Origin of the sequence: Microcoleus sp. CZ3-B2 (assembly GCF_036705055.1) — a bacterium.
In the GTDB taxonomy this organism is placed as follows: domain Bacteria; phylum Cyanobacteriota; class Cyanobacteriia; order Cyanobacteriales; family Microcoleaceae; genus Microcoleus.
This window is the reverse complement of record NZ_JAUBTN010000073.1, coordinates 1-20,324: the sequence shown is the minus strand read 5'-3', so window position 1 is coordinate 20,324 and position 20,324 is coordinate 1. Positions and strand designations below refer to the sequence as shown.

General features: G+C 44.7%; 18 protein-coding genes. 13 read left to right on the top strand and 5 right to left on the bottom strand.

The window, feature by feature from the left end; genetic code table 11:
* The first annotated feature begins 394 nt into the window (after positions 1 to 394).
* From bchL to QUA97_RS24345, 8 genes are all read left to right on the top strand, one after another.
* Positions 395 to 1,261 carry a ferredoxin:protochlorophyllide reductase (ATP-dependent) iron-sulfur ATP-binding protein gene (gene bchL, locus QUA97_RS24380; protein ID WP_194065940.1) on the top strand — a complete coding sequence of 289 codons (867 nt, stop codon included), beginning with the start codon at positions 395 to 397 and terminating at the stop codon, positions 1,259 to 1,261.
* A gap of 31 nt (positions 1,262 to 1,292) precedes the next feature.
* Positions 1,293 to 2,891, top strand: coding sequence for a DUF5331 domain-containing protein (locus QUA97_RS24375; RefSeq protein ID WP_333196663.1), 1,599 nt, complete (start codon positions 1,293 to 1,295; stop codon positions 2,889 to 2,891).
* Between the two features lie 243 nt (positions 2,892 to 3,134).
* A complete protein-coding gene (locus QUA97_RS24370; RefSeq protein ID WP_194065942.1) occupies positions 3,135 to 3,347 on the top strand; it encodes a hypothetical protein in 213 nt (70 codons plus the stop codon).
* A gap of 18 nt (positions 3,348 to 3,365) precedes the next feature.
* Positions 3,366 to 4,775, top strand: coding sequence for a ferredoxin:protochlorophyllide reductase (ATP-dependent) subunit N (locus QUA97_RS24365; RefSeq protein WP_228049727.1), 1,410 nt, complete (start codon positions 3,366 to 3,368; stop codon positions 4,773 to 4,775).
* Between the two features lie 84 nt (positions 4,776 to 4,859).
* Positions 4,860 to 5,129 (top strand): type II toxin-antitoxin system HicA family toxin, encoded by a 270-nt coding sequence (locus QUA97_RS24360; protein WP_194065943.1) that lies wholly within the window; start codon positions 4,860 to 4,862, stop codon positions 5,127 to 5,129.
* Positions 5,101 to 5,469 (top strand): type II toxin-antitoxin system HicB family antitoxin, encoded by a 369-nt coding sequence (locus tag QUA97_RS24355; protein ID WP_194065944.1) that lies wholly within the window; start codon positions 5,101 to 5,103, stop codon positions 5,467 to 5,469. Before QUA97_RS24360 ends, QUA97_RS24355 begins: the two co-directional genes overlap by 29 nt.
* An 8-nt stretch (positions 5,470 to 5,477) precedes the next feature.
* Positions 5,478 to 7,307 carry a reverse transcriptase domain-containing protein gene (locus QUA97_RS24350; protein WP_228049728.1) on the top strand — a complete coding sequence of 610 codons (1,830 nt, stop codon included), beginning with the start codon at positions 5,478 to 5,480 and terminating at the stop codon, positions 7,305 to 7,307.
* 706 nt (positions 7,308 to 8,013) lie between these two features.
* On the top strand, positions 8,014 to 9,072 hold the full coding sequence (locus QUA97_RS24345) for a hypothetical protein (protein ID WP_333196657.1): 1,059 nt from the start codon (positions 8,014 to 8,016) through the stop codon (positions 9,070 to 9,072).
* 326 nt (positions 9,073 to 9,398) lie between these two features.
* On the opposite strand, the gene QUA97_RS24340 is transcribed toward QUA97_RS24345, so the two are convergent.
* Positions 9,399 to 10,877, bottom strand: a complete 1,479-nt coding sequence (locus QUA97_RS24340) for a DUF5009 domain-containing protein (RefSeq protein ID WP_333196655.1) — start codon at positions 10,875 to 10,877, stop codon at positions 9,399 to 9,401.
* Between the two features lie 43 nt (positions 10,878 to 10,920).
* Positions 10,921 to 11,847 carry a polysaccharide deacetylase family protein gene (locus QUA97_RS24335; RefSeq protein ID WP_333196653.1) on the bottom strand — a complete coding sequence of 309 codons (927 nt, stop codon included), beginning with the start codon at positions 11,845 to 11,847 and terminating at the stop codon, positions 10,921 to 10,923.
* Positions 11,848 to 12,816: 969 nt separating this feature from the next.
* Between QUA97_RS24335 and QUA97_RS24330 the strand changes: the two genes are divergently transcribed.
* The 5 genes from QUA97_RS24330 to QUA97_RS24310 all read left to right on the top strand — a co-directional run bounded on the left by QUA97_RS24330 (position 12,817) and on the right by QUA97_RS24310 (position 17,737).
* Complete coding sequence (locus QUA97_RS24330; protein ID WP_015178535.1) at positions 12,817 to 13,485, top strand: DUF3318 domain-containing protein; 669 nt, start codon at positions 12,817 to 12,819, stop codon at positions 13,483 to 13,485.
* 533 nt (positions 13,486 to 14,018) lie between these two features.
* On the top strand, positions 14,019 to 15,020 hold the full coding sequence (locus QUA97_RS24325) for a sugar transferase (protein WP_194065948.1): 1,002 nt from the start codon (positions 14,019 to 14,021) through the stop codon (positions 15,018 to 15,020).
* A 543-nt stretch (positions 15,021 to 15,563) separates the two neighbouring features.
* The gene (locus tag QUA97_RS24320; RefSeq protein WP_333196649.1) at positions 15,564 to 15,872 is read left to right on the top strand and encodes a hypothetical protein; all 309 of its coding nucleotides are present in this window, start codon (positions 15,564 to 15,566) and stop codon (positions 15,870 to 15,872) included.
* Entirely contained in the window at positions 15,869 to 16,306 is a 438-nt protein-coding gene (locus QUA97_RS24315; protein ID WP_194065949.1) for an ATP-binding protein, read from the top strand. The genes QUA97_RS24320 and QUA97_RS24315 overlap by 4 nt, the downstream gene beginning before the upstream one ends.
* 162 nt (positions 16,307 to 16,468) lie before the next feature.
* Positions 16,469 to 17,737 carry a WcaI family glycosyltransferase gene (locus QUA97_RS24310; RefSeq protein WP_194065950.1) on the top strand — a complete coding sequence of 423 codons (1,269 nt, stop codon included), beginning with the start codon at positions 16,469 to 16,471 and terminating at the stop codon, positions 17,735 to 17,737.
* Between the two features lie 138 nt (positions 17,738 to 17,875).
* Here QUA97_RS24310 and QUA97_RS24305 read toward each other — a convergent pair whose 3' ends face one another.
* The 3 genes from QUA97_RS24305 to QUA97_RS24295 form a co-directional block, all read right to left on the bottom strand.
* Complete coding sequence (locus QUA97_RS24305) at positions 17,876 to 18,799, bottom strand: DMT family transporter (protein WP_194065951.1); 924 nt, start codon at positions 18,797 to 18,799, stop codon at positions 17,876 to 17,878.
* Complete coding sequence (locus tag QUA97_RS24300; RefSeq protein WP_333196645.1) at positions 18,796 to 20,037, bottom strand: Na+/H+ antiporter NhaC family protein; 1,242 nt, start codon at positions 20,035 to 20,037, stop codon at positions 18,796 to 18,798. The genes QUA97_RS24305 and QUA97_RS24300 overlap by 4 nt, the downstream gene beginning before the upstream one ends.
* Positions 20,038 to 20,129: 92 nt before the next feature.
* Positions 20,130 to 20,261 carry a BrnA antitoxin family protein gene (locus QUA97_RS24295; RefSeq protein ID WP_333196643.1) on the bottom strand — a complete coding sequence of 44 codons (132 nt, stop codon included), beginning with the start codon at positions 20,259 to 20,261 and terminating at the stop codon, positions 20,130 to 20,132.
* Positions 20,262 to 20,324 lie beyond the last annotated feature (63 nt).

The following is a 20,324-nucleotide window of genomic DNA, read 5'->3' as shown; positions in this document are numbered from 1 at the left end:
ATCAGAGCCCCAAAGCCAAAAGCCCAGATTGTTGGAGAAGTTAATTTTTGTTTTATTTTTGTTCCTCTTTAACCAAAAAAAGCATTATAAAATTAACTTAGAATCTAAAAAAAAGCTAAAAATTGATTTGTAAATCAAAAAAGCAGCTAAGATTCCTGAAGATGCAAAATAAATCAAATTACTAGCATTTTCATTTGTCAGCCCCCTTTCTTTTCCTCGCAAGTTAGCTAATAATGCTTTCAACGAGCTAAGACACGGCCGACCCCCAAATAGACAAAAATGGCATAGCAGTAAGGGCATTGGAGGAAAGGCTATTTCATTTGGGCGATCGCAACATCAAAGCGCGAAACCCCAGCCCCGATCGTTTTGATAGAAACCTATAGGAGAACAAAGAGTGAAACTCGCAGTTTACGGAAAAGGTGGAATTGGCAAATCGACAACAAGCTGCAACATCTCCGTTGCCCTAGCCAAGCGCGGCAAGAAAGTTTTGCAAATCGGTTGCGATCCAAAACACGACAGCACATTTACCCTCACAGGCTTTTTAATACCCACAATTATCGACACCCTTCAGCAAAAGGACTATCACTACGAAGACGTTTGGCCTGAAGATGTCATCTACAAAGGCTACGGCGGCGTTGACTGCGTAGAAGCAGGCGGCCCCCCCGCAGGAGCTGGTTGCGGCGGCTACGTAGTCGGAGAGACCGTTAAACTGCTCAAAGAGCTCAATGCCTTCGACGAATACGACATCATCCTGTTTGACGTGCTCGGCGACGTAGTGTGTGGCGGTTTTGCCGCCCCGTTGAACTACGCCGACTACTGCATGATCGTCACCGACAACGGGTTCGACGCATTATTCGCAGCCAACCGCATCGCCGCCTCAGTCCGCGAAAAAGCCCGCACTCACCCGTTGCGACTCGCCGGTTTAATTGGCAACCGCACATCCAAGCGCGACTTGATTGACAAGTACATAGACACCGTACCCATGCCGGTGCTAGAAGTGCTGCCCCTGATTGAAGACATCCGCGTTTCTCGCGTCAAAGGTAAAACATTGTTTGAGATGGCCGAAAGCGATCCATCCCTAAACTACGTCTGCGATTACTACCTCAACATCGCCGACCAGATTTTGGCAATGCCTGAAGGAGTAGTGCCCAACGACACGCCCGATCGCGAATTATTCTCCTTGCTGTCAGATTTTTATCTAAATCCTGTGCAACCAGTGGTCAAGAAGGAGGAAGATGAGCTAGACCTGATGATGGTTTAATACGTCTAGCGATCAGGATGAGGATGAGGTTATGGCTTTTTTTGATACTTTTTCAGTTGCTCTCAAACAGAAGTGGTTGGACTACTACCAGACGAATCGCGCTTGGCTGCTCCTGCACATGACGGCTGACAACACGGTCGCTACACCCGACGGCGGGAAAAGGCCTGTTTCTTACCTCATCCTGGGAATTGCGGCTGCCCTGGAGCCGGAACTCCAGCAACTAATGCTGCCCTTCTCAAAACTAAAGCCGGATGCAGACAGTCTGATAGAAGTGTTGGGGCTAAATTTTGACCCAGACATAGCGCTGGGTATGCCCTCAATTACCGGACTGCAGACTGCAGGCGAATCTCCCGCACCCACAGCAACTCCAACAGCAACTGCTGCACCCACAGCAACTCCAACAGTAACTGCTGCACCCACAGCAACTCCAACAGTAACTGCTGCACCCGCAGCAACTCCAACAGTAACTGCTGCACCCGCTGATGCGAAATCTAATCAATTGGGCGGTGCGGTATTAGCAGCCGGAGTAGTCGCGGGAGTAGCCGGAGTCGCCGGTCTGGTGGCTGCTAATGCACTCAGTTCCGAGGATGAATCCTTCGATGAGTTTGAGGAAGAAGCTGTCTCTGACTTCGACCTGGGCGATGACGAAGAAGAAGTTGTCTCTGACTTCGACCTGGGCGATGACGAGGAAGAAGTTGTCTCTGACTTCGACTTGGGCGATGAGGAGGAAGAAGCTGTCTCTGACTTCGACTTGGGCGATGACGAGGAAGAAGCCTCGGCTTTGGACGGTCTCGGTCTAGGCGACGATGAGGAAGACGCCTTATCTGACTTCGATATGGGCGATGACGAGGAAGATGCCGTATCTGGCTTCGATATGGGCGATGACGAGGAAGAAGAAGCCTCGGCTTTGGGCGGTCTCGACCTCGGCGATGACGAGGAAGAAGAAGAAGCCTTGGCTTTGGGCGGTCTCGACCTCGGCGATGACGAGGAAGAAGAAGAAGAAGAAGCCTTGGCTTTGGGCAGTCTCGACCTCGGCGATGACGATCTCGACCTCGGCGATGACGAGGAAGAAGAAGCAGAAGCCTTGGCTTTGGGCGGTCTCGACCTCGGTGATGACGAGGAAGAAGAAGCCTTGGCTTTGGGCGGTCTCGACCTCGGTGATGACGAGGAAGAAGAAGCCTTGGCTTTGGGCGGTTTCGACCTCGGCGATGACGATGAGGAAGAAGCCTCGGCTTTGGACGGTTTCGACCTCGGCGATGACGATGAGGAAGAAGTCTCATCACAATTTGGGACTTTGACCTCTGGAGACCTCGAAGCGGCGATATCCGATCCGTTTGGGGAAGAAGAGCCAGATTTTGTCGCCGAAGAAATACCCGATCCGTTTGGGGCATCGACTTCAGATGACCTAGACCTAGACCTGGATCTGGGCGACTTGGACGATGACGGTATGGACGATTTCTCTCTGTCTGATGATGATGATGATGACCTCGACGATCTCGGACTTGACGATCTGGGAGAAGCAACTACCGGAGATCCTGATGAAGATGACTTAGATGCTCTAGGTCTCGGTGATTTGGATGTCGATGATGAAGATGAAGAAATTTCGGGTTTTTTGTCTGATTTTAAATGAGGTTGTTGCGATCGCCCAAGGCTATCTTAGTCTGAAATTTGTCCGCTCTATTTGTGAGTTGTGAGTTGCGAGTTGTTAATTTTTAATTAACTCAAACTCACAACTATCAAAAGGGTTTTTAGCTGAGCGAGTTGAAAAACAAGGCTCTCCCCGCAGTGAGAGATTGTAGACCCTCGTACCGAATTTTTGAAGTTCAATTTGGGATGCTGCGGCTGCAGAAATATTCAGTTTGCTGCATCTATATTGTCAGAGGACTTGCGCCAAGACCAGGTATTTCTATTATTGTTCGCTGCAATTCGAGCGCGATCGCACAAAACAGATATTTTCTCGCCGCTGCACCTTTTATCCTTAGAGATGAAAAAAATCTATGCTTGTCCGCAGCAAGAGATGCGATCGCACAAAACAACTATTTACTCCATCGCGCGCCTGTCCAGTTCGAGACTAAAAACAATTTAAAGGGAGAACACTTGAAATATGACTGCTATTACTACTAACGAACCCGAAGCTTTAAACTTTGAATGCGAAACAGGCAATTATCACACATTTTGTCCCATTAGCTGCGTAGCTTGGCTTTACCAAAAAATTGAAGACAGCTTTTTCCTAGTCATCGGTACCAAGACTTGCGGCTATTTCTTGCAAAATGCAATGGGCGTGATGATTTTTGCCGAACCCCGCTATGCGATGGCTGAGTTGGAAGAAGGCGATATTTCCGCTCAGTTGAACGATTTTGATGAGTTGAAGCGGCTGTGCTTGCAAATTAAGCGCGATCGTAACCCCAGCGTCATTGTCTGGATCGGCACCTGCACCACCGAAATCATCAAAATGGACTTGGAAGGCTTAGCGCCTAAGCTGGAAGCCGAAATCGGCATTCCCATCGTCACAGCCCGCGCTAACGGCTTGGATTACGCCTTTACCCAAGGGGAAGATACCGTTTTAGCAGCAATGGCCGCTAAATGCCCTGACAAAGCTCCTGTAGTAGAATCTCAGAAGCAGGAAAGAAACGCCATCTCTCAACTGCTAAACTTCGGCAAGAAAAAAGAAGAAGTTGCAGCCGATGAATCCGAATATGTCAAGCACACACCGCTGGTACTTTTCGGTTCCTTACCAGACCCAGTTGTCACTCAGCTAACCTTAGAATTGAAGAAGCAAGGAATCAAAGTTTCCGGCTGGCTGCCTTCCAAGCGCTACACTGAATTGCCAGTATTGGAAGAAGGCTATTATGTATCTGGCATGAATCCGTTCTTGTCCCGTACCGCTTCTACGTTGATGCGCCGCCGCAAGTGCAAGCTAATTGGTGCTCCATTCCCGATCGGGCCAGACGGAACTCGCGCGTGGATTGAAAAGATTTGCTCAGTGTTGGGAATTGAACCCAAAGGTTTAGACGAACGGGAAGCACAAATCTGGGCCGGCTTAGAAGATTACCTGCAAATAATTCGCGGCAAATCTGTCTTCTTCATGGGCGACAATTTGCTAGAAATTTCTTTAGCGCGTTTCTTGATTCGCTGCGGCATGACTTGTCCCGAAATCGGCATTCCCTACATGGACAAACGCTATCAAGCCGCTGAATTGGCTTTGTTAGAAAAGACTTGTCACGAGATGGGAGTTCCTACTCCTCGGATTGTCGAGAAACCAGACAATTACAATCAGCTACAGCGGATTTACGAGCAGAATATCGACTTGGTGATTACTGGTATGGCTCACGCTAATCCTTTGGAAGCGCGGGGAATTAATACTAAGTGGTCAGTAGAGTTTACTTTTGCTCAAATTCACGGCTTTGGTAATGCGCGGGATATTCTGGAGTTGGTGACTCGCCCGCTGCGCCGGAATAATTCGCTGAAGGATTTGGGTTGGGGTAATTTGGTGAAGAATGAAGCGAAGGTTTAGTTTCTGAATTACATCTGATTCCTAGCGAGGGTGGGCAATGCCCACCCTTATTTATTAGAATAGTATAAGCATCCATAAAAAATTATGGGCAAGTTAGGAAAACTGGTAGAACAATTTTTAGCAAATCCACCAGAAGTCCGGTTTGACGATGTGTGCTATATCCTAACTGCTTTTGGGTTTGAAGAAAAGCGATCGAAAGGAAGTCACCATACTTTTGTCAATACTGATGGATTAAATATTACAGTTCCTAAAAAAGGCGGTCAAAAGGTAAAAGGAGTATACGTAAAGCAAATTGTTGCGCTATTGAAACTAGAGGAATGGAGCAATGAATCAGAAGATAGAATTGAAGAATAAATCTTTAGAATATTACTTAAACCTGAGATATGCTGTAAGTTTTTACCCAGATCCAGAAGGAGGCTATACAGTCCTCATCAAAGACATTCCAGGTTGTATGTCTGTAGGAGAAACTTTGCTAGAAGCAATGGAGAACATTGAGGAAGCTAGGGAATTGTGGATAGAGACTGCTTATGAGTGCGGGCATGAGATTCCTTTACCTACAACGGAAATTGAGTATAGCGGAAATTTATCGTTACAGATTCCTAAATCTCTACATTTGAGTTTAGCAGAAAAAGCGGAAAGGGAAGGAGTTAGTCTTGACCAGTACATTTTGGTTCTGTTAAGTAAAGCAAGCTAAAAAATAATATGGATATCAGTGAGCTCATTGTTCAAGGAATTTCTTATTATATGCAACGCAACTACGGCGAGGCTTTTGAATGTTTTAACCAAGCCATCAGTCACGATATAAACTGCGTCCAAGCCTATCACTACCGAGGTTTGATTCGCAGGCGGCAAACAGATAAGCAGGAGGCTCTTGAAGATTTACAGCAAGCGGCAAGGCTCTTAAACGATAAAGAATATACGAATAGATCCCAGAAGTTACAAATATTTATTGAGCAAAATTGTTTCAAGAAAACTGAAAAGGTACAATCAGATACTGAATATAATTGGATATTTCATCATGAAAATTGGTTCGAGTGCTATGACGATCTGGTAGACGCATTTCCCGACGAGTTTATGTCATCTTGCGATATAAATTGTATAATACAAGACATTGAGGGTTCTATAGAAGGCGAGTTTGAACAGCTAGAGGGCAGACTTTCTCGGCGACTAAAACACAGTCAGGTTTTGCAGAAGAAGCGTATTAACAATGCGAAGTTCGATCCGGAGCGATTGCAAAGCAACAACTTGCCATTGTGTAACTCCCATGAAGCGATCGCCCTAGCTATGGAGATTAGTGTCAAAGGATTGCGCTTTCTAGCTTTTTCCCGCAAAAAACACCATTACATCCGTTTCCAAATTCCGAAAAAAACGGGTGGAAATAGGAAAATATCAGCACCGACACACTTGTTGAAGAAAGCTCAAAAGTGGATTCTTGAGAATATTTTAGAAAACATCCAACTACACGAGGCTGCTCACGGTTTTCGCCTTAAACATTCTATAGCTACGAATGCAGAGCATCATATAGGCAAAGAAGTCATCATCAATATCGATCTCAAAGATTTTTTTCCTTCTATTTCCTACATACGAGTTAAGGGACTTTTCAAATCATTCGGCTATTCGGAAACTGCCTCAACAATTTTTGGGTTGATTTGTACTGAACCGAAAATGAAAGAGATTGAAGCGAACGGTAAAACAGCCTTCTTACTTTCGTGGACTGAACGATACTTGCCACAGGGAGCGCCAACAAGTCCCGCAATTACCAATGTTCTGTGTCGCAGACTGGATCGGCGATTACATTCGATGGCGAAACAATATGGCTTTGATTATACTCGCTATGCTGATGACCTAACTTTTTCTACTTCCGGTGAGAGTCTCCGCAATATCTGTAATATCTTCCAAAACACCAGGTTTATTGTTGAGCAAGAAGACTTTGAGATTAATGAACAGAAAACTAGAGTTATTCGCAGATATCAGCAGCAGGAAGTTACTGGTATTGTAGTTAACGACAAACTTAACGTTTCAAGAGAAAAGCTCAAAAATTTTCGTGCTGTTCTTTATCAAATTGAAAAAGACGGTCTCGAAGGTCACAACTGGGGACAGTCTGAGGATATCATAGCATCAATTGAGGGTTTTGCCAATTTTGTCTCAATGGTCCATCCTGAAAAAGGTGCTAAATTTAAAGAGCAGATTGACCGGATTAAAGAGAAATACGGGCGCAAAAAAAATCCTAAAGTTCCTAATGTCAGTCAACCGCTTCTGAGTCGCTCCGACATAGTGGCTCTGATTGATACTAAATTTCAGGAATTGAAATTTTCCAAAATATATACGGATATTTATTTGAATAAAATTTACAAGAAGCAATCACTGAAACAGTTAACAGAGGCAGAATTATTAGAATTGCTGCGTGACTTGACAAGTTCGCCATCAGAAGATGATGACAGAACACAGCTCAATTTTGTAAAAAGATTGAAAGCATTAATAGCCCAACGTATCAGATATTATACTCGCGCTACCAAGGATTCTGATTTTTAAAGATAGGCGCTCGCATTCTTTACTAAAATGCTTGCTATAAATAACTGGAACTTGTTAGAATTAGATAGTCACGCGCCGCTGTAACTCATGTAAAACAGCCTTGCATTTCGGGCGGTGGATCGCCGCCCATACGTTTAAGCTAACTTCTAGTCGCCTATCCTTCGGACTTCGGCGAATTGCCCAGTTACTTACTGACTTTTTAAGTGATTGGATTTCTTCTTTGCGAAGGGGCAACTTGATAGCAGCAGCGCGTGATATTTTTTCAGATTCAACAGTGGTTGTTGAGTTACAATACTCCGGACAGTTTTTATCTGGCCCAATGGCTTATTTTCGCTTGACTTCGCAGCCCCTGTGGATAATTAAATCAATGTCAGCTCCACCCCGCTCATTCATTTAATTAGACTTTTTTACGATCCTTGCCCCGCGTAAGCTTGTAGTCTCGTTCCAAAAACTGTCCGGAGTATTGGAGTTAGAAAGTTATTTATATTGTTTGATCGGCGCGAACAGGATTTTTTGATGAACCGCTGATACAGGCAGATTAACGCAGATGAACGCGGATGAAAAGTGCGATCGCAGTTTTAATTTCGCTCCACCTACTTATTTTCCCAACCCTTCCAGAATCCCAGGCTACTCCCCCGCAACACAATTCAGGAAGCGCCGCCTATAATCGAAACTAGCCCCCATTCTCATCACTTGCAGAACCGCCATGAGTCGAGAAAACCCAAAAATCAGCTATTCAGAAAAAACAGAACGCCTCAAGGTGCTCGGTCAGTTTATCAAAACCGTGACACCGATGGTTTGGACAGTTGTCATTCTAGTAGTCATCATTCCCCTATTAGGTAACTTTCTCATATCCCAGTCCCTAACAAATACTGCAACCACAGCCGTTGTAGTCTCCCTGCCCCACGACTTCAGCAAAGTCAACCAAGACATCAAAAACGCCATCCAACAATCCCATACAACAGCCGAAGCTTTTGCATCAAAAGAATTGGACAAATGGGAAACCGAAGTAATTGCACGAGTAGACAACAACTTCCTCGATTGGTACTTCGATTACTTCAATCAAAAAAAGATGGAGTTTACAGTCCCTTTCACTTTCGTCAAATCCGCCGTATTCAACAAATTTGACATGACAGCAGCATCTCAATCTGTTGCTGAAAAATTAACCGAAGACTTCCAAAGAGAATTTGCTAACCGCGTGCTGGTTCCCAAAAACGCTCAAATGCGATTTCAATTAATCACTCAAGATACTGCTAACTTGTACATAGCCGAAGTTAGCAAAAATGTAAAAGTAGTTCAAAATAATTATAACATACCGCAAGTACATTGGGACAAACATCTCAACGATATTGCCACCACAATTAATGATCAAGGAAACATTTCTAATTTATCATTAAAAGTATTAGTTGGCGGCAGCGGTTACTTAATTGCTAAACCCTTAATATTAGGAATGGCTGCAAAAATTGGCAGCAAAGTTACCGCAAAAGTTGCCAGCAAAGCCGCGGCCAAAGTAGCTACAAAAACAGGCGGTACAGTTGCAAGTCAGTTGGGAGTAGGCTTAATCGACCCGATTGTCGGCATCGGCATAATCATCTGGGATTTGTGGGATTACAATCACACAGTCACAGTAGAAAGACCGATTTTGCGGGAACACATTGTAGAATACTTGAAAGATGTCAAAAAATCCCTGCTCACAAATCCTGAAACTGGAATTATGGCAGCAATTTATCAGCTAGAAAGTGGCATTCTCAAGTCAGTTTCATAGACTGTAACTCCCTAGGATTTTCCAAGCAAATCTCTCTAGCCAATCACAGCATCATCTAGGAACAAAACCCCTGCAAAAGCAGATGTCCTATTATTTCCGTTCGATTTACCGCAATCAGATTCGTTCGTAGTGCGGACATAAGTCCGCAAAATGAAAGCGTGTGCAAGTCTGTACTACGAACCTTTTTTGTGACGATCGCAAACCGGAAATGATATCATGCTTTTAGGGCGAGAAGTTGTGTTTGATAAGTTTAATATTGAATTTAGGCAAGCCGATGAGGACATTATATTTACCAAACGTGAAGATGTTCTCGCCCTTTAATTATTTCACGTTCTCAAAAATAGTTTCAACCTGGTAAACCCCATCACAATTAACGCCAAAATCGCCGTATATCCAAAACCCCTCAAAAACCCCATAAACGGATTGCTTGAAGTCATCTCAACAATCACCGGTTCCCATTTAGTTAAAACCAGAATCGGCCAGATAATGTTAGCAAATCCTGCGTAGCCAATCATCGGGTTTAACCCATTATCAATAAATAACTGCAAAAACCATCTTTTCTGAAACACATCGATAATTACCGTCAACCCAATTAACAGAAAAATCGCCATTCCCGCCGTTACAAAAAAGTAACTCATCGTCGCCGAATCTTTCTTAATTCCCCCTTGATAAGGCTCAAACAGCAAACCCAAAGCCAGCCAATAAAACCCCCATTTGTAAAGGTGGTTCAATAAATTTTCCGTGACATTTCCAGGTTTTTTCAACAAAACCCAACCGCACAAACACAGCATCAGCGTCACTAAAGAAGTTTGCCACACCCATCTAGCTTGCAGTCCAATTAACAAGATTAAATCAATCGCCAACATCAAAACCAGAATGCTAAAATAGCGCCAATTTTTCCACTTCGCATAACTCGACTCTGCCGGCGAATAATACTCTATCCACCGATTCAGTAAATCCCCGACAACAGTACCGGGAATCACCACAAATAAATACTTCAAATAATCAAATTGAAACAGCCAAGGTGCAGGAGAGGACGACCAAACTAAGTTAATCCAACCGTCAGCAGAAGAAGACAGTCGCGCCGCTAACAACAGGCCCAAAATTCCTACTCGCAGCCACACATTTGAACGAGTAAACAGCCAAATTAGCGACCCGAAAACGGCCATATTTGCAAGTACCATCAAGATGATGTCGCTGCGGTCAACTGAAAATCCTACACCGCTGGGATATTTGATGTGAGATACGAAGACTATTCCCGCACTCCAAGCAGCCAGAGTCAATCCCCTACGCAGCCATGCAGACCACTTTTGAGGCCAGCGAACGTACATCAAAAATAATAGGAAAAATCCGCACAATCCCAGCCACCACTTTAGTCTGCTAGCTTCCTCCGGGCTAATTACAGTCGGACGAATGTGCTGGAGAAATATGGCAAAAAATGCCAATAAACAGCCTCTTTGCAAAATAAATAAAACTACTTTTTTTGTATCCCATCCCTTGGCGATGCGGCGGGACAAAGCTAGGGGTATTGCGGCACCCATTGCAAACAGAAAGAAGGGGAAAACTAAATCAACCCAGGTTAATCCTGCTAGTTTGTTATTAAAAACGTGGTCTGGTGGAGGGAGTTGGGCGTGATACATCCACGCCGGCAATGTTTTGCGGGCTATTGTACCTGATAAAACCATTGCTAAAACTGCTATTCCCCGCAGCGCATCCAGCGCGTCGGCGCGTTGGGAAACCGCAGCAACTGCCAAAATCTTTTCGTTTTTCACCGTGTTTTGTGACTCTGATGTTGTGTATTCCAATGCACTTACCGATTTGTTTTGACTGCTGTATAGTTGCCAAATGTTACTTGCCAATTAATTTGTGTAGCCAGCTTCCTGAAGCTAAGCTGCTGAGTCTTTTTGTTGAGTGTTTTTTATTCACTGTCAACCTCGAAATTCGGTATTGATTGGCTGGGAAAAAGCGCAATTTGAGTTTTAAGCTGTTGTACAAGTATCCTGAGTAAAAATATTTAGCAACGTATTTGTCAACTTGTTTGTTGACAGCGCCAAACGGGTAGGCTATGTGCGAGGCGACTGTCCGATTTTGGTCTAAATCTTGGGTGCATTTCCTCAGTCTAATTTGGTCTTCCGATAATTCTCTCTTTAATGCTTTTGCAGAAACTTTTGTAAGGTTTTCGTGATTCAGCCCGTGGGATTGAATGTCATAATAACCTTGCTGCATTCCGTCTCTCAAATTTTGACAAGTTACCTTTTTGATGAGCGAGTCTTGATGGCCCAAGAAGCCGGAGTTGATAAATACAACTACTTTAGTTTTTTTGCCGTATTTATTTTCGAGTCTTTCTAAAATCGGCAGTACGTGGGTATAAATGCTTTCGTTTCCATCGTCAAAAGTAATCATAACTTTTTTGCGTCCGCGATATTCACTCGGTATCGGCTTTTTGGGATTGGCGATGAAATATTCGTAAAGTTCTTGGGTTGACAAAAACCAATAGTTATGAATGACTAAATCTTCTAAAAAAGGCTCTAAGTTTTGCTGGCTGTAGTCGCCGGGAGAATCTCGCCGCTGCGGCGGTATTTCCTGGGGATTCTGAAGGTTTACAATATCGTGAAAGCCAAAAATCGGAATTTCTACTGTGACGATTTCTAAGATGGTTTGATAGGTGATGAAAGTTAGGAAAAAGGCTAGTAAAAAGCTAATAATTCGTTTTTTTTTGGACGTAATACCAGGCTGAAAATACTCGGGCCATTTGTTAATTAAATAATTTACCATTGACAATTACAACCTTATGAGGTAAAGGGTTATGGCGGCAGTATGAGGGTTTTTCGGGGCCTGGTGCTGGGAGCATTGAGATTGTCGATCGCCCGTGTCGTCCTTAAATATCGGCTAAGGCAAGTCTAGCATGATACAATTTATACCGATCGCACTTTTCATGCAACTAGCGCCCCAAGTTGACCATGCTTATTTCTTACCCGAAGTTTTACCTGTAATTTTTGACTTGTGATTTCCCGCCCTAGGTGGTAGTATCTTTGAGCGATCGTCCGATCGAACAACAATCACAAAAATCGCAGTAATTAAGCCTGTTTACAACAAAGCAAACTGCATAGAGCAAACCTGTGACAAAATTTGAGAATTTTCTCAAAAAAATCACGGTTATAATTTTATCATTGTTAACGACGGCTCGACCGGCAATACCCGAAAACTCATCTAAAATAAACTGAAAGCTTTCCCCACACATCACATTTAACTAATTTCTTACAGCCAGCTTCAAGGCAAAGAATATGCGTTGAAAAAACGATGTAAAGATTTAGACACAGACTGCATTTTTTTCATGAATGGCGACTTAGCGTAATCCCTCGAACACCTCGAACCCTGAGTATAAAAATTAGAAAAATTTGATATTTTCAACTATCAACAGTTGAAAGGATTCTCCTTCGATGCAGAAGTGCTATTTTTAGCAAAAAAAAGGATAACTTCTCAGCCTGATATTTTGGTGGCTTGGTCGAAATTGTGGCAAGAAATTCAACCTTTGATCGAGTAGTCGAAAGTTAAGGATGTAGCAGGCAGTTGCGATCGCCCCGCCAAGCAGAGTAAAATCGAGTAAAATTGCCAAAAGGTCGTTAAACGTAGCTATCCCGAGCGTGAATCGCCCCCGCTGCCAGACAAAATTTTGATTCAAGGTTTGCTATACTCACAGAAATAGACACATATTAACCTTTGGAAAATCAATAGGCCGGAGCTATGACATCCTATGCAACCTCTACAGCAAGAGCCGAGATGAGTGAGATCCGGCGCTTGAAAAATATACTGCCCCCAGAACTCCAAAGTTGGGTAACAGTAGAAAAAACAATAGAAGTTAATCCAACCCTGATCCGCAGCGAAGAAATAGGCAAAGACCAGGTAGAAATTCAAATAGACCTGATCCGCTGGGAACAGCTAGCAATGGATCAGCGCAATCTTTTATTTTGGCACGAAGTCGCCAGAATCCAAAACGACACCATCCCCAGAGACGGTTGGGAAATGGCAGCCCTCGCCATTGGTTTAGGCGGCGCAGTCGGCGAACTTTGGGTACAAGACGGCTTGTTACTGCTGTTGGCCCTATCTTTGTGTGGCGTCTCCGGCTGGAGGCTTTACCAAAAAAACAACGGAGAGAAAAGTTTAAAAGAAGCAGTAGATGCAGACGAAAAAGCCCTCGCCCTCGCCACCCGCTTCGGTTACACTCTCCCAAACGCCTACAAAAGCCTCGGTAGCGCCTTAAAAACCTTAATCGAGCAAACCTCGAAAAAACAGCAGCGGGCTAAATACGAAGCTCGTCTCCAGGCCCTCAAACGCAACGCAGCCAAGGCCAAAGCCAAAGTCAAACCCATCACCCGCGAAACCTCCCAGTCAGAAAACGTCTACAATTCTTAACCTCATTTCCCGACGTTTGGTGCAGGGATTTTTCAGTTAACGGTTAACTCTTGACTTTCCAGTTAACTGTTAAGCGTTAACTGCGCTTGCTATCCCGCTACAAAACAGACATCGGAATTTTTCAAGACACAATTAATCGGCCAGAAGCGATCAAAATCTTGATTCATATCATGTCCGGTGGATTACTAGAACAAAAACGGATCGCCCGTGTCCAATGCAAGTCCTCCGGCTGAGGGCGGAGGGTCGTCCGCACTACAAACCTTACTTATTGCGCTCAATGGAACGTATCTGATATCAAAGGTGAAAGTTGGGCCGCGGCTGCGTTCAAAATTATTTTTCCGCCAAAACAGGGACTGGTAGACTAGAGTTTACCTCGGCCTTCGATATCGGGACGATCGGCAACAAGCTTTTCTGGCATTTTTGTAAAGTTGCCATAAAGCTAGCCCGGTGGTAAAAACAATATTTGGTAAAGGTGGAGCGGGTAAGACAGAATAGGTTAAAGATATCAGTTTGAAATTTGAAACTAGGACTTCATGGTCAGCACAACCCCAGAGGCAGAAGATTTTCGGGTTACGTACTTCGACGAGATTCCCTCGGTTCACATACCCGTGCGCTTGAGCGTACTTGAAGCCGTAAACTTCAAAAAAACCTGCCAGCAACTTTTCTCTGAAAGCACCGTTCCCAGCAAAATTGTCCTAGACTTCACTCACACGACGTTTATTGACAGTAGCGGAATTGGTGCTTTAGTCAGCAATCTCAAATTTGCCAAACAGCGCGGCAGCGACTTGGTGCTTCGCAGCCTGAAGCCGCAGGTGATGGCAGTATTTGCTCTCACCAGTTTAGATCAAGTGCTAACGATCGAGCAGACCCCTGCCACCTCAACTCCGGCAGAAACCAACTCCCCGGACAACCACCTACCGATGACGCACCCCTCAGTGCAATCGTTGGTGAAACGGCTGATAGACATTCTTGGGGCCCTAGTCGGTTTGGTGATTACAGCAATTTTGTTCGTACCCATAGCCGCAGCCATCACCATCAACGATCCAGGCCCGATATTTTTTGCACAAACCCGCTGCGGCTGGATGGGGAGAAAATTTCAGATTTGGAAATTTCGATCGATGTGTACCAACGCCGAAGCTATGAAAGACCAAATTAAAAACCAAGCTTCTGGCGCATTTTTCAAAAATGACAACGACCCGCGGATTACCAAAGTCGGGCGCATCTTACGCAAAACCAGTCTCGACGAACTGCCGCAGTTTTGGAACGTGCTCAAAGGCGAAATGAGTCTAGTCGGCACCAGACCGCCTACTCCAGACGAAGTAGATCGCTACGAAGTCCCTCAGTGGCAGCGTTTGGATGTCAAGCCCGGAATGACTGGCGAATGGCAAGTCAACGGTCGCTCTCAAGTCCGCGATTTTGAAGATGTCATCCGTTTAGATTTAAAATATCAAGAAAACTGGAGCCTGATCTATGACTTGAAACTAATTGTTAAAACTATAACAGTCCTGTTTAACAAAAATAGCGGTGCTGTGTAGGAGTCCTCAACAACTCATTGCTGAACTCTCGGGTGCTGTTGCCGAGGGGCTGCTGGAACTCGAACTCGATATTTAGTTAAGCAGACTCGGTAGCGATCGCTAAGTTACTATTAAGTGTTAAAATTCACACCGAAAAAATGGGCAGCTAGTTGCTAAATAGGCGATCGAACTACGAATTAGCAATTTGGCAGTTCTGGTCATGCTCGAATTACGCCACCAGGGTTTTCAATGACGACAAAAACTAACCTATGTTTAGCTAGCGGGCGCGGGAATCCCCACGACCTAATCTTTGATAGGTGGGTGGGATGAAAGCCCGGTTTATGTGTGGGATGGAAGGTTGACCGATGCCGTTGGCGCAGCCCGCCGAAGCCGTAGGACGGGAAAACCTTCACAGCCTGAACAAACAATCTTTGATATACTGCAAAAACAGTGGGGCCCGACGTGTTCCTCACTATAAAACGCCGATCGAGAGAAACATTTTGGAGTACCTCGAAGGAAGATCTCGATATCCTTAACAGGACTCAGATGCCTACACTGTAATCTTTGATTCAGAGTAGGATCGTCACAAAAGTACCGACTGCTAACACGGTGGAAACTCAAACCACTCGTCGCAAGCTGAATCGGGAATTTTCCCAATTTAAACGCCCTATTGAGGCGGGTTACAGTATCGGAAGTCTCTCATTTTCTGTGCGAGTAAATGGTGCGAAAGGAATGCTCACCTTGAGGCAAAACGAGCTTCTTCAACTCAAGCTTGACTTAACTAATATGTTGCCAAGACAGAGTCCTCATTTTCCTCTCTTTCCGGTGCTGAGTATAGCGCTGGTGGGGGCCGACAAGGGGGAAAAAAAATGAAAAACGAGCAACCAAAGGCCGAGTCGCACCTTCAAGTTGAAACAGACTTGGAGGCTTTAACATCCATTTTGGAATGGTTGGAGAATATAGTTTTGCCGCTGCTGCCGGCGGATTTCTGGTGGCAGTGCCGGCTGATCGTCAACGAAGGCTTTACAAACGCTGTCCGCCACGCTCACCAGAACTTGCCCTCCGCGACGCCGATCGACATTGAGGTAAAAGTGTTTGCCGATTACTTAGAAATTAGGATTTGGGACAGGGGTCAACCATTCAACCTGGAAGCAAAGCTGCACTCGATCATGCAAGAGCAGCGCGATCCCTTAGACAGAGAAGGAGAAAGGGGACTTGTGTTCATGTACAAGCTCACAGACGATCTTCGGTATATCCGTACCGACGATCGCCGCAACTGTTTGGTAATGCGAAAAAACCTTACCTGAAAGCGCTTGCGGCCCGCCCGATCCAGAGCGGCTTCTTTTGCAAAAAGTGGAAGGTTCCAGCACCGCCCCCTGTTGTGCTACCCGGAACCCAACCACATCCTCTGCAACTCACCGGGTGTAGACTCGCGTCGCGGCAGGACAATTTGCTGCCAAATAAATATTATGCGTATTCTAATTTATTCCTATAACTACTATCCAGAGCCGATCGGCATTGCCCCCCTGATGACAGAACTAGCGCAAGGCTTAGTCAAGCGCGGCCACCAAGTGCGAGTCATCACCGGAATGCCCAACTATCCCCAGCGCCGGATTTATCCGCAATATCAGGGCAAATTTTACCTCACCGAAGAACACAAAGGCGTCACAATTCAGCGCAGCTACCTGCGCGTCAACGGCCCCCATCCCAGCCTCCTAGACAGACTTTTACTAGACGGCAGTTTTGTCCTCTCCAGCGCCGTCCAAGCCTTCAGCGGCTGGCGCCCCGACGTAATTTTCTCGACAATGCCGCCTTTACCGATTTGCGTCCCTGTTGCCCTCTACGGCTGGAGTCGCGCTTGCCCGATCGTCCTCAACGTACAGGATATAGTCTCAGAAGCAGCCGTGCGCGTCGGCTTGGTGAAAAAAAACGGACTGCTAATTAAGATTGCTGACGCCTTAGAAAAATTTGCCTACAGCACAGCCAGCCAAGTCAGCGTCATCGACAGCGGTTTTATCAAAAAATTGCACTCTCAGGGAGTACCCCCAGAAAAAATAGTTTGCCTTCCCAATTGGGTAGATGTCAATTTCATTCGCCCCTTACCCAAAGAAAATAACCCCTTTCGAGAAACCCACAAACTCAAGGGCAAATTTGTCGTTCTGTATGCTGGAAATATTGCCCTGACTCAGGGATTGCAAACAGTTGTCAAAGCAGCAGCCCGTTTGAAACACATAGTTGAAATTGCTTTTGTAATTGTCGGAGAATCAACAGCACTAGCGCGTTTGCAAAAAGATTGCGAAACTTATAAAGCTACTAATGTAATGTTGCTACCCTTTGAACCGCGAGAAAAATTGCCGGAACTGTTAGCTGCTGCTGATGTGAGTTTAGTCGTACAAAAGCTGCGCGTTACTAACTTTAATATGCCTTCAAAAATTCAAGTAATTCTCGCTAGCGGTAGGGCAATTTTGGCATCGGTTCCCGAAACTGGTACGGCGCATAAAGCAGTCCAGCAAAGCGGTGGCGGGGTTGTAATAGCGCCGGAAGATGCGGAGGCTTTGGCTGATGCTGTGGAGGATTTGTATCTGCATCCTGCTAAGGTGAATGCGTTGGGGGAACAAGGTAGAAATTATGCTGTGGAGAATTACGGATTTGAGGAAGCTTTGAATCATTATGAGGCTTTATTTGCGGCGGTGGCGGCGAATCATTCCGAGAAAGTCTTGGCACCGCTGCCAAAGTAATCAGATAATTGGGTTAGTGCAATAGGTAGAGATCTTTTGTAGTAAGGACTTTAGTCGCGATCCACTAAAAGGCTGATGAAAAAACTGAAGTCCTCATTACAAACTTGATGATAGTCATGTTATCTGATATAATATAATTCAATTTTTCGGTATGTTCCTGATTCTGACAAGGCTTGATTTAGTGCGATTAGTAATAATAATGCCACAGACGATCGCCAATGCACTAAAAATATGCACCAACGAAATCGCTTCACCGAGAAACAGCCACGCAGCAATACCGCTAAACACTGGAATCAGGTAATAGATTAAGGCTGTGCGGTTCGGGCCAATCAGGGCGATCGCCTGATTCCACGCCAGAAACGCCACCACCGACGACAGAACCCCCACATAAAGTAACGCCAGGGCGATCGAAGGATTGAACGCCACAGGGTGATAAATCCAACATTCCAGTGCATAGAAGGGCGATAAAAACAACAGCCCCAAGCTAAAAGTGCATAAAGTGAAAGTTGTCATCCGCAGGTTGGGTGGCTTGCGCTTCACCAGCATAGTGTAGCCAGCAAAGATGATAGATGCCAATAGCATATACAAATCGCCGATCGCAAAGGAAATACTCAGCAGCCTTTCTAACGAGCCTCCCGCGATTAACAATACAACACCGCTGACGGCGATCGCAATGCCGGCAGCGCGCGTTAACGAGATAGTTTCTCCGTAAAAAAGACGAGACATAAGTACAATAAAAACCGGGGAAAAACTGGCAATTAACGCCATATTCACCGCCAGGGTTGTGTGACCGGCAACATAGATCAAAGTGTTAAAAGTAGTCACGCCTAACAGGGCCGATACAGTCAAGTAAGGGAGAGATTTTTGAATCAATTTCCAATCTGCAACTGCCGCCCGCACGGTGAATGGTGCTAATGTAGCCACAGCAATCGTCCATCGCCAGAAAGCTAGACCGATCGGCAAAACATCCTGATTCAAAGCTCTAGCAACGATGAAATTACCGGCCCAAATAGCAGTCGCAACTACTGCCAAAACATAACCGATTGATACTCTATTATTCATTTATTAGTAGGCGAATTTTTGTGAGGTTTAGCCAATTTAATTTGAATTAAGTTAAACAAAGGAATGAGATACAAATAAAAGGCATAAGGGATAAAATCTGCATTGACGCTCAAGATGGTTGCAGGCACTAATCCGGCAATATTCCAAGGAATTAAGGGAGAAATCACAACAGCGGTGTTTTCTAAATCTACAGCAATTTGATAATTATCTAATCCTTCTTTTCGGTATTTTTCCTCAACTAACTGATGAGTCAGGAGGATTGCGATTGTTTGGGTACAGCCAAATGCTGCGGATAAAATGGCTATGATTGTCGTTCCCAAAAATAAATCACCTCTCGATCGAGCTTTGTTTAGATACAATTCAATAAATTCTAGCGTTTTCGTCCCCGCAAAAAGGCCGGCAAATGCTGTCGATACAATTACAATTATTGAAACTTTGACCATCGACAAAATCCCTCCTCCCGCCACAATATCTTTTAAACTCGAAGTTGATTCTAACTTGAATCCGGCGATCGCGAATTGCAGAATCTCGATCGGCGAATAACCTTGCACGAAAATGGCGATCGCACTTCCGGCAATTAGACTAACAGTCATGGCAATTTTGACCTCAACTCGCAAAACACAAAGAATTAAAATTGTCAAGGCTGGCAACCAAGTTATCCAGTTGAGATTGAAGGCTTTGCCAAGTTCCAAAGCCAGGTTATTGCCAGCAACTTCTACGGGATTTGCTAAGGATAAGATTAAATACAAGATGCTGGAAACTATCAGCGGATAAAAAGCTGTTACCGCCATATTTTTGAGGTTCTTATAAATGTCTGTGCGGGTAATGGCGGCAATCAAATTAGCGCTAGAAGACATGGGAGAACACCGATCGCCAAAATAAGCTCCGGCAATTATTGCCCCCGCGATCGTATTGGGATTGACACCGCTGCCCTTGGCTGCGATCGTTAAAGCAATGCCGATAGTGCTCGCAGTACCAAAGGAAGTTCCCAGCAGCACAGAAACCGTGCTAGTTAAGATAAACGCCCAAAAAATAAAATATTGAGGGCTAATTAATTTAATTCCCCAATATACGAGAACCGGAACCGTCCCCGCAGCCATCCATACGGCCATGACTGCCCCGATTAACAGTAAAATACCGATTACTGAAAAAGACTTTTGACTGCCAGCCACAGCCATTTTGATTAAGCTGTTTATCTGAAATCCCCTTCTCAACAAAATGGCAATAAAAATTGCCATAGAAGCTAGCAACGGATAAAGTACAAAATAACCTTTAATCGCACTAAATAAAAGTAAAACAAATGAAATAATAACAAAAAATAGCAAATCCATTATTGATGGGCTTTCATGTATTCTCGCAGTAAGGTATTGATCTGGGTTTGATAACCACGACCTTGAGATTTAAACCACTCCAAAACATCACTGTCAATGCGTAAAGTCACTTGAGCTTTAGAGAACGCCACAGAATGATTGATCCTATAATAGTCAAAATATAATTTCAGTGTGCAGCCTATCTTATGTCTCTA

What these genes read in the sequence shown, in the direction of transcription:
- QUA97_RS24335 (WP_333196653.1), bottom strand. Translation starts at nt 11,847, where the DNA reads ATGGTAAATTATTTAATTAACAAATGGCCCGAGTATTTTCAGCCTGGT.
- QUA97_RS24330 (WP_015178535.1), top strand. Translation starts at nt 12,817, where the DNA reads ATGACATCCTATGCAACCTCTACAGCAAGAGCCGAGATGAGTGAGATC.
- QUA97_RS24360 (WP_194065943.1), top strand. Translation starts at nt 4,860, where the DNA reads ATGGGCAAGTTAGGAAAACTGGTAGAACAATTTTTAGCAAATCCACCA.
- QUA97_RS24305 (WP_194065951.1), bottom strand. Translation starts at nt 18,799, where the DNA reads ATGAATAATAGAGTATCAATCGGTTATGTTTTGGCAGTAGTTGCGACT.
- QUA97_RS24350 (WP_228049728.1), top strand. Translation starts at nt 5,478, where the DNA reads ATGGATATCAGTGAGCTCATTGTTCAAGGAATTTCTTATTATATGCAA.
- QUA97_RS24300 (WP_333196645.1), bottom strand. Translation starts at nt 20,037, where the DNA reads ATGGCAATTTTTATTGCCATTTTGTTGAGAAGGGGATTTCAGATAAAC.
- QUA97_RS24310 (WP_194065950.1), top strand. Translation starts at nt 16,469, where the DNA reads ATGCGTATTCTAATTTATTCCTATAACTACTATCCAGAGCCGATCGGC.
- QUA97_RS24375 (WP_333196663.1), top strand. Translation starts at nt 1,293, where the DNA reads ATGGCTTTTTTTGATACTTTTTCAGTTGCTCTCAAACAGAAGTGGTTG.
- QUA97_RS24365 (WP_228049727.1), top strand. Translation starts at nt 3,366, where the DNA reads ATGACTGCTATTACTACTAACGAACCCGAAGCTTTAAACTTTGAATGC.
- QUA97_RS24315 (WP_194065949.1), top strand. Translation starts at nt 15,869, where the DNA reads ATGAAAAACGAGCAACCAAAGGCCGAGTCGCACCTTCAAGTTGAAACA.
- QUA97_RS24325 (WP_194065948.1), top strand. Translation starts at nt 14,019, where the DNA reads ATGGTCAGCACAACCCCAGAGGCAGAAGATTTTCGGGTTACGTACTTC.
- QUA97_RS24355 (WP_194065944.1), top strand. Translation starts at nt 5,101, where the DNA reads ATGAATCAGAAGATAGAATTGAAGAATAAATCTTTAGAATATTACTTA.
- QUA97_RS24345 (WP_333196657.1), top strand. Translation starts at nt 8,014, where the DNA reads ATGAGTCGAGAAAACCCAAAAATCAGCTATTCAGAAAAAACAGAACGC.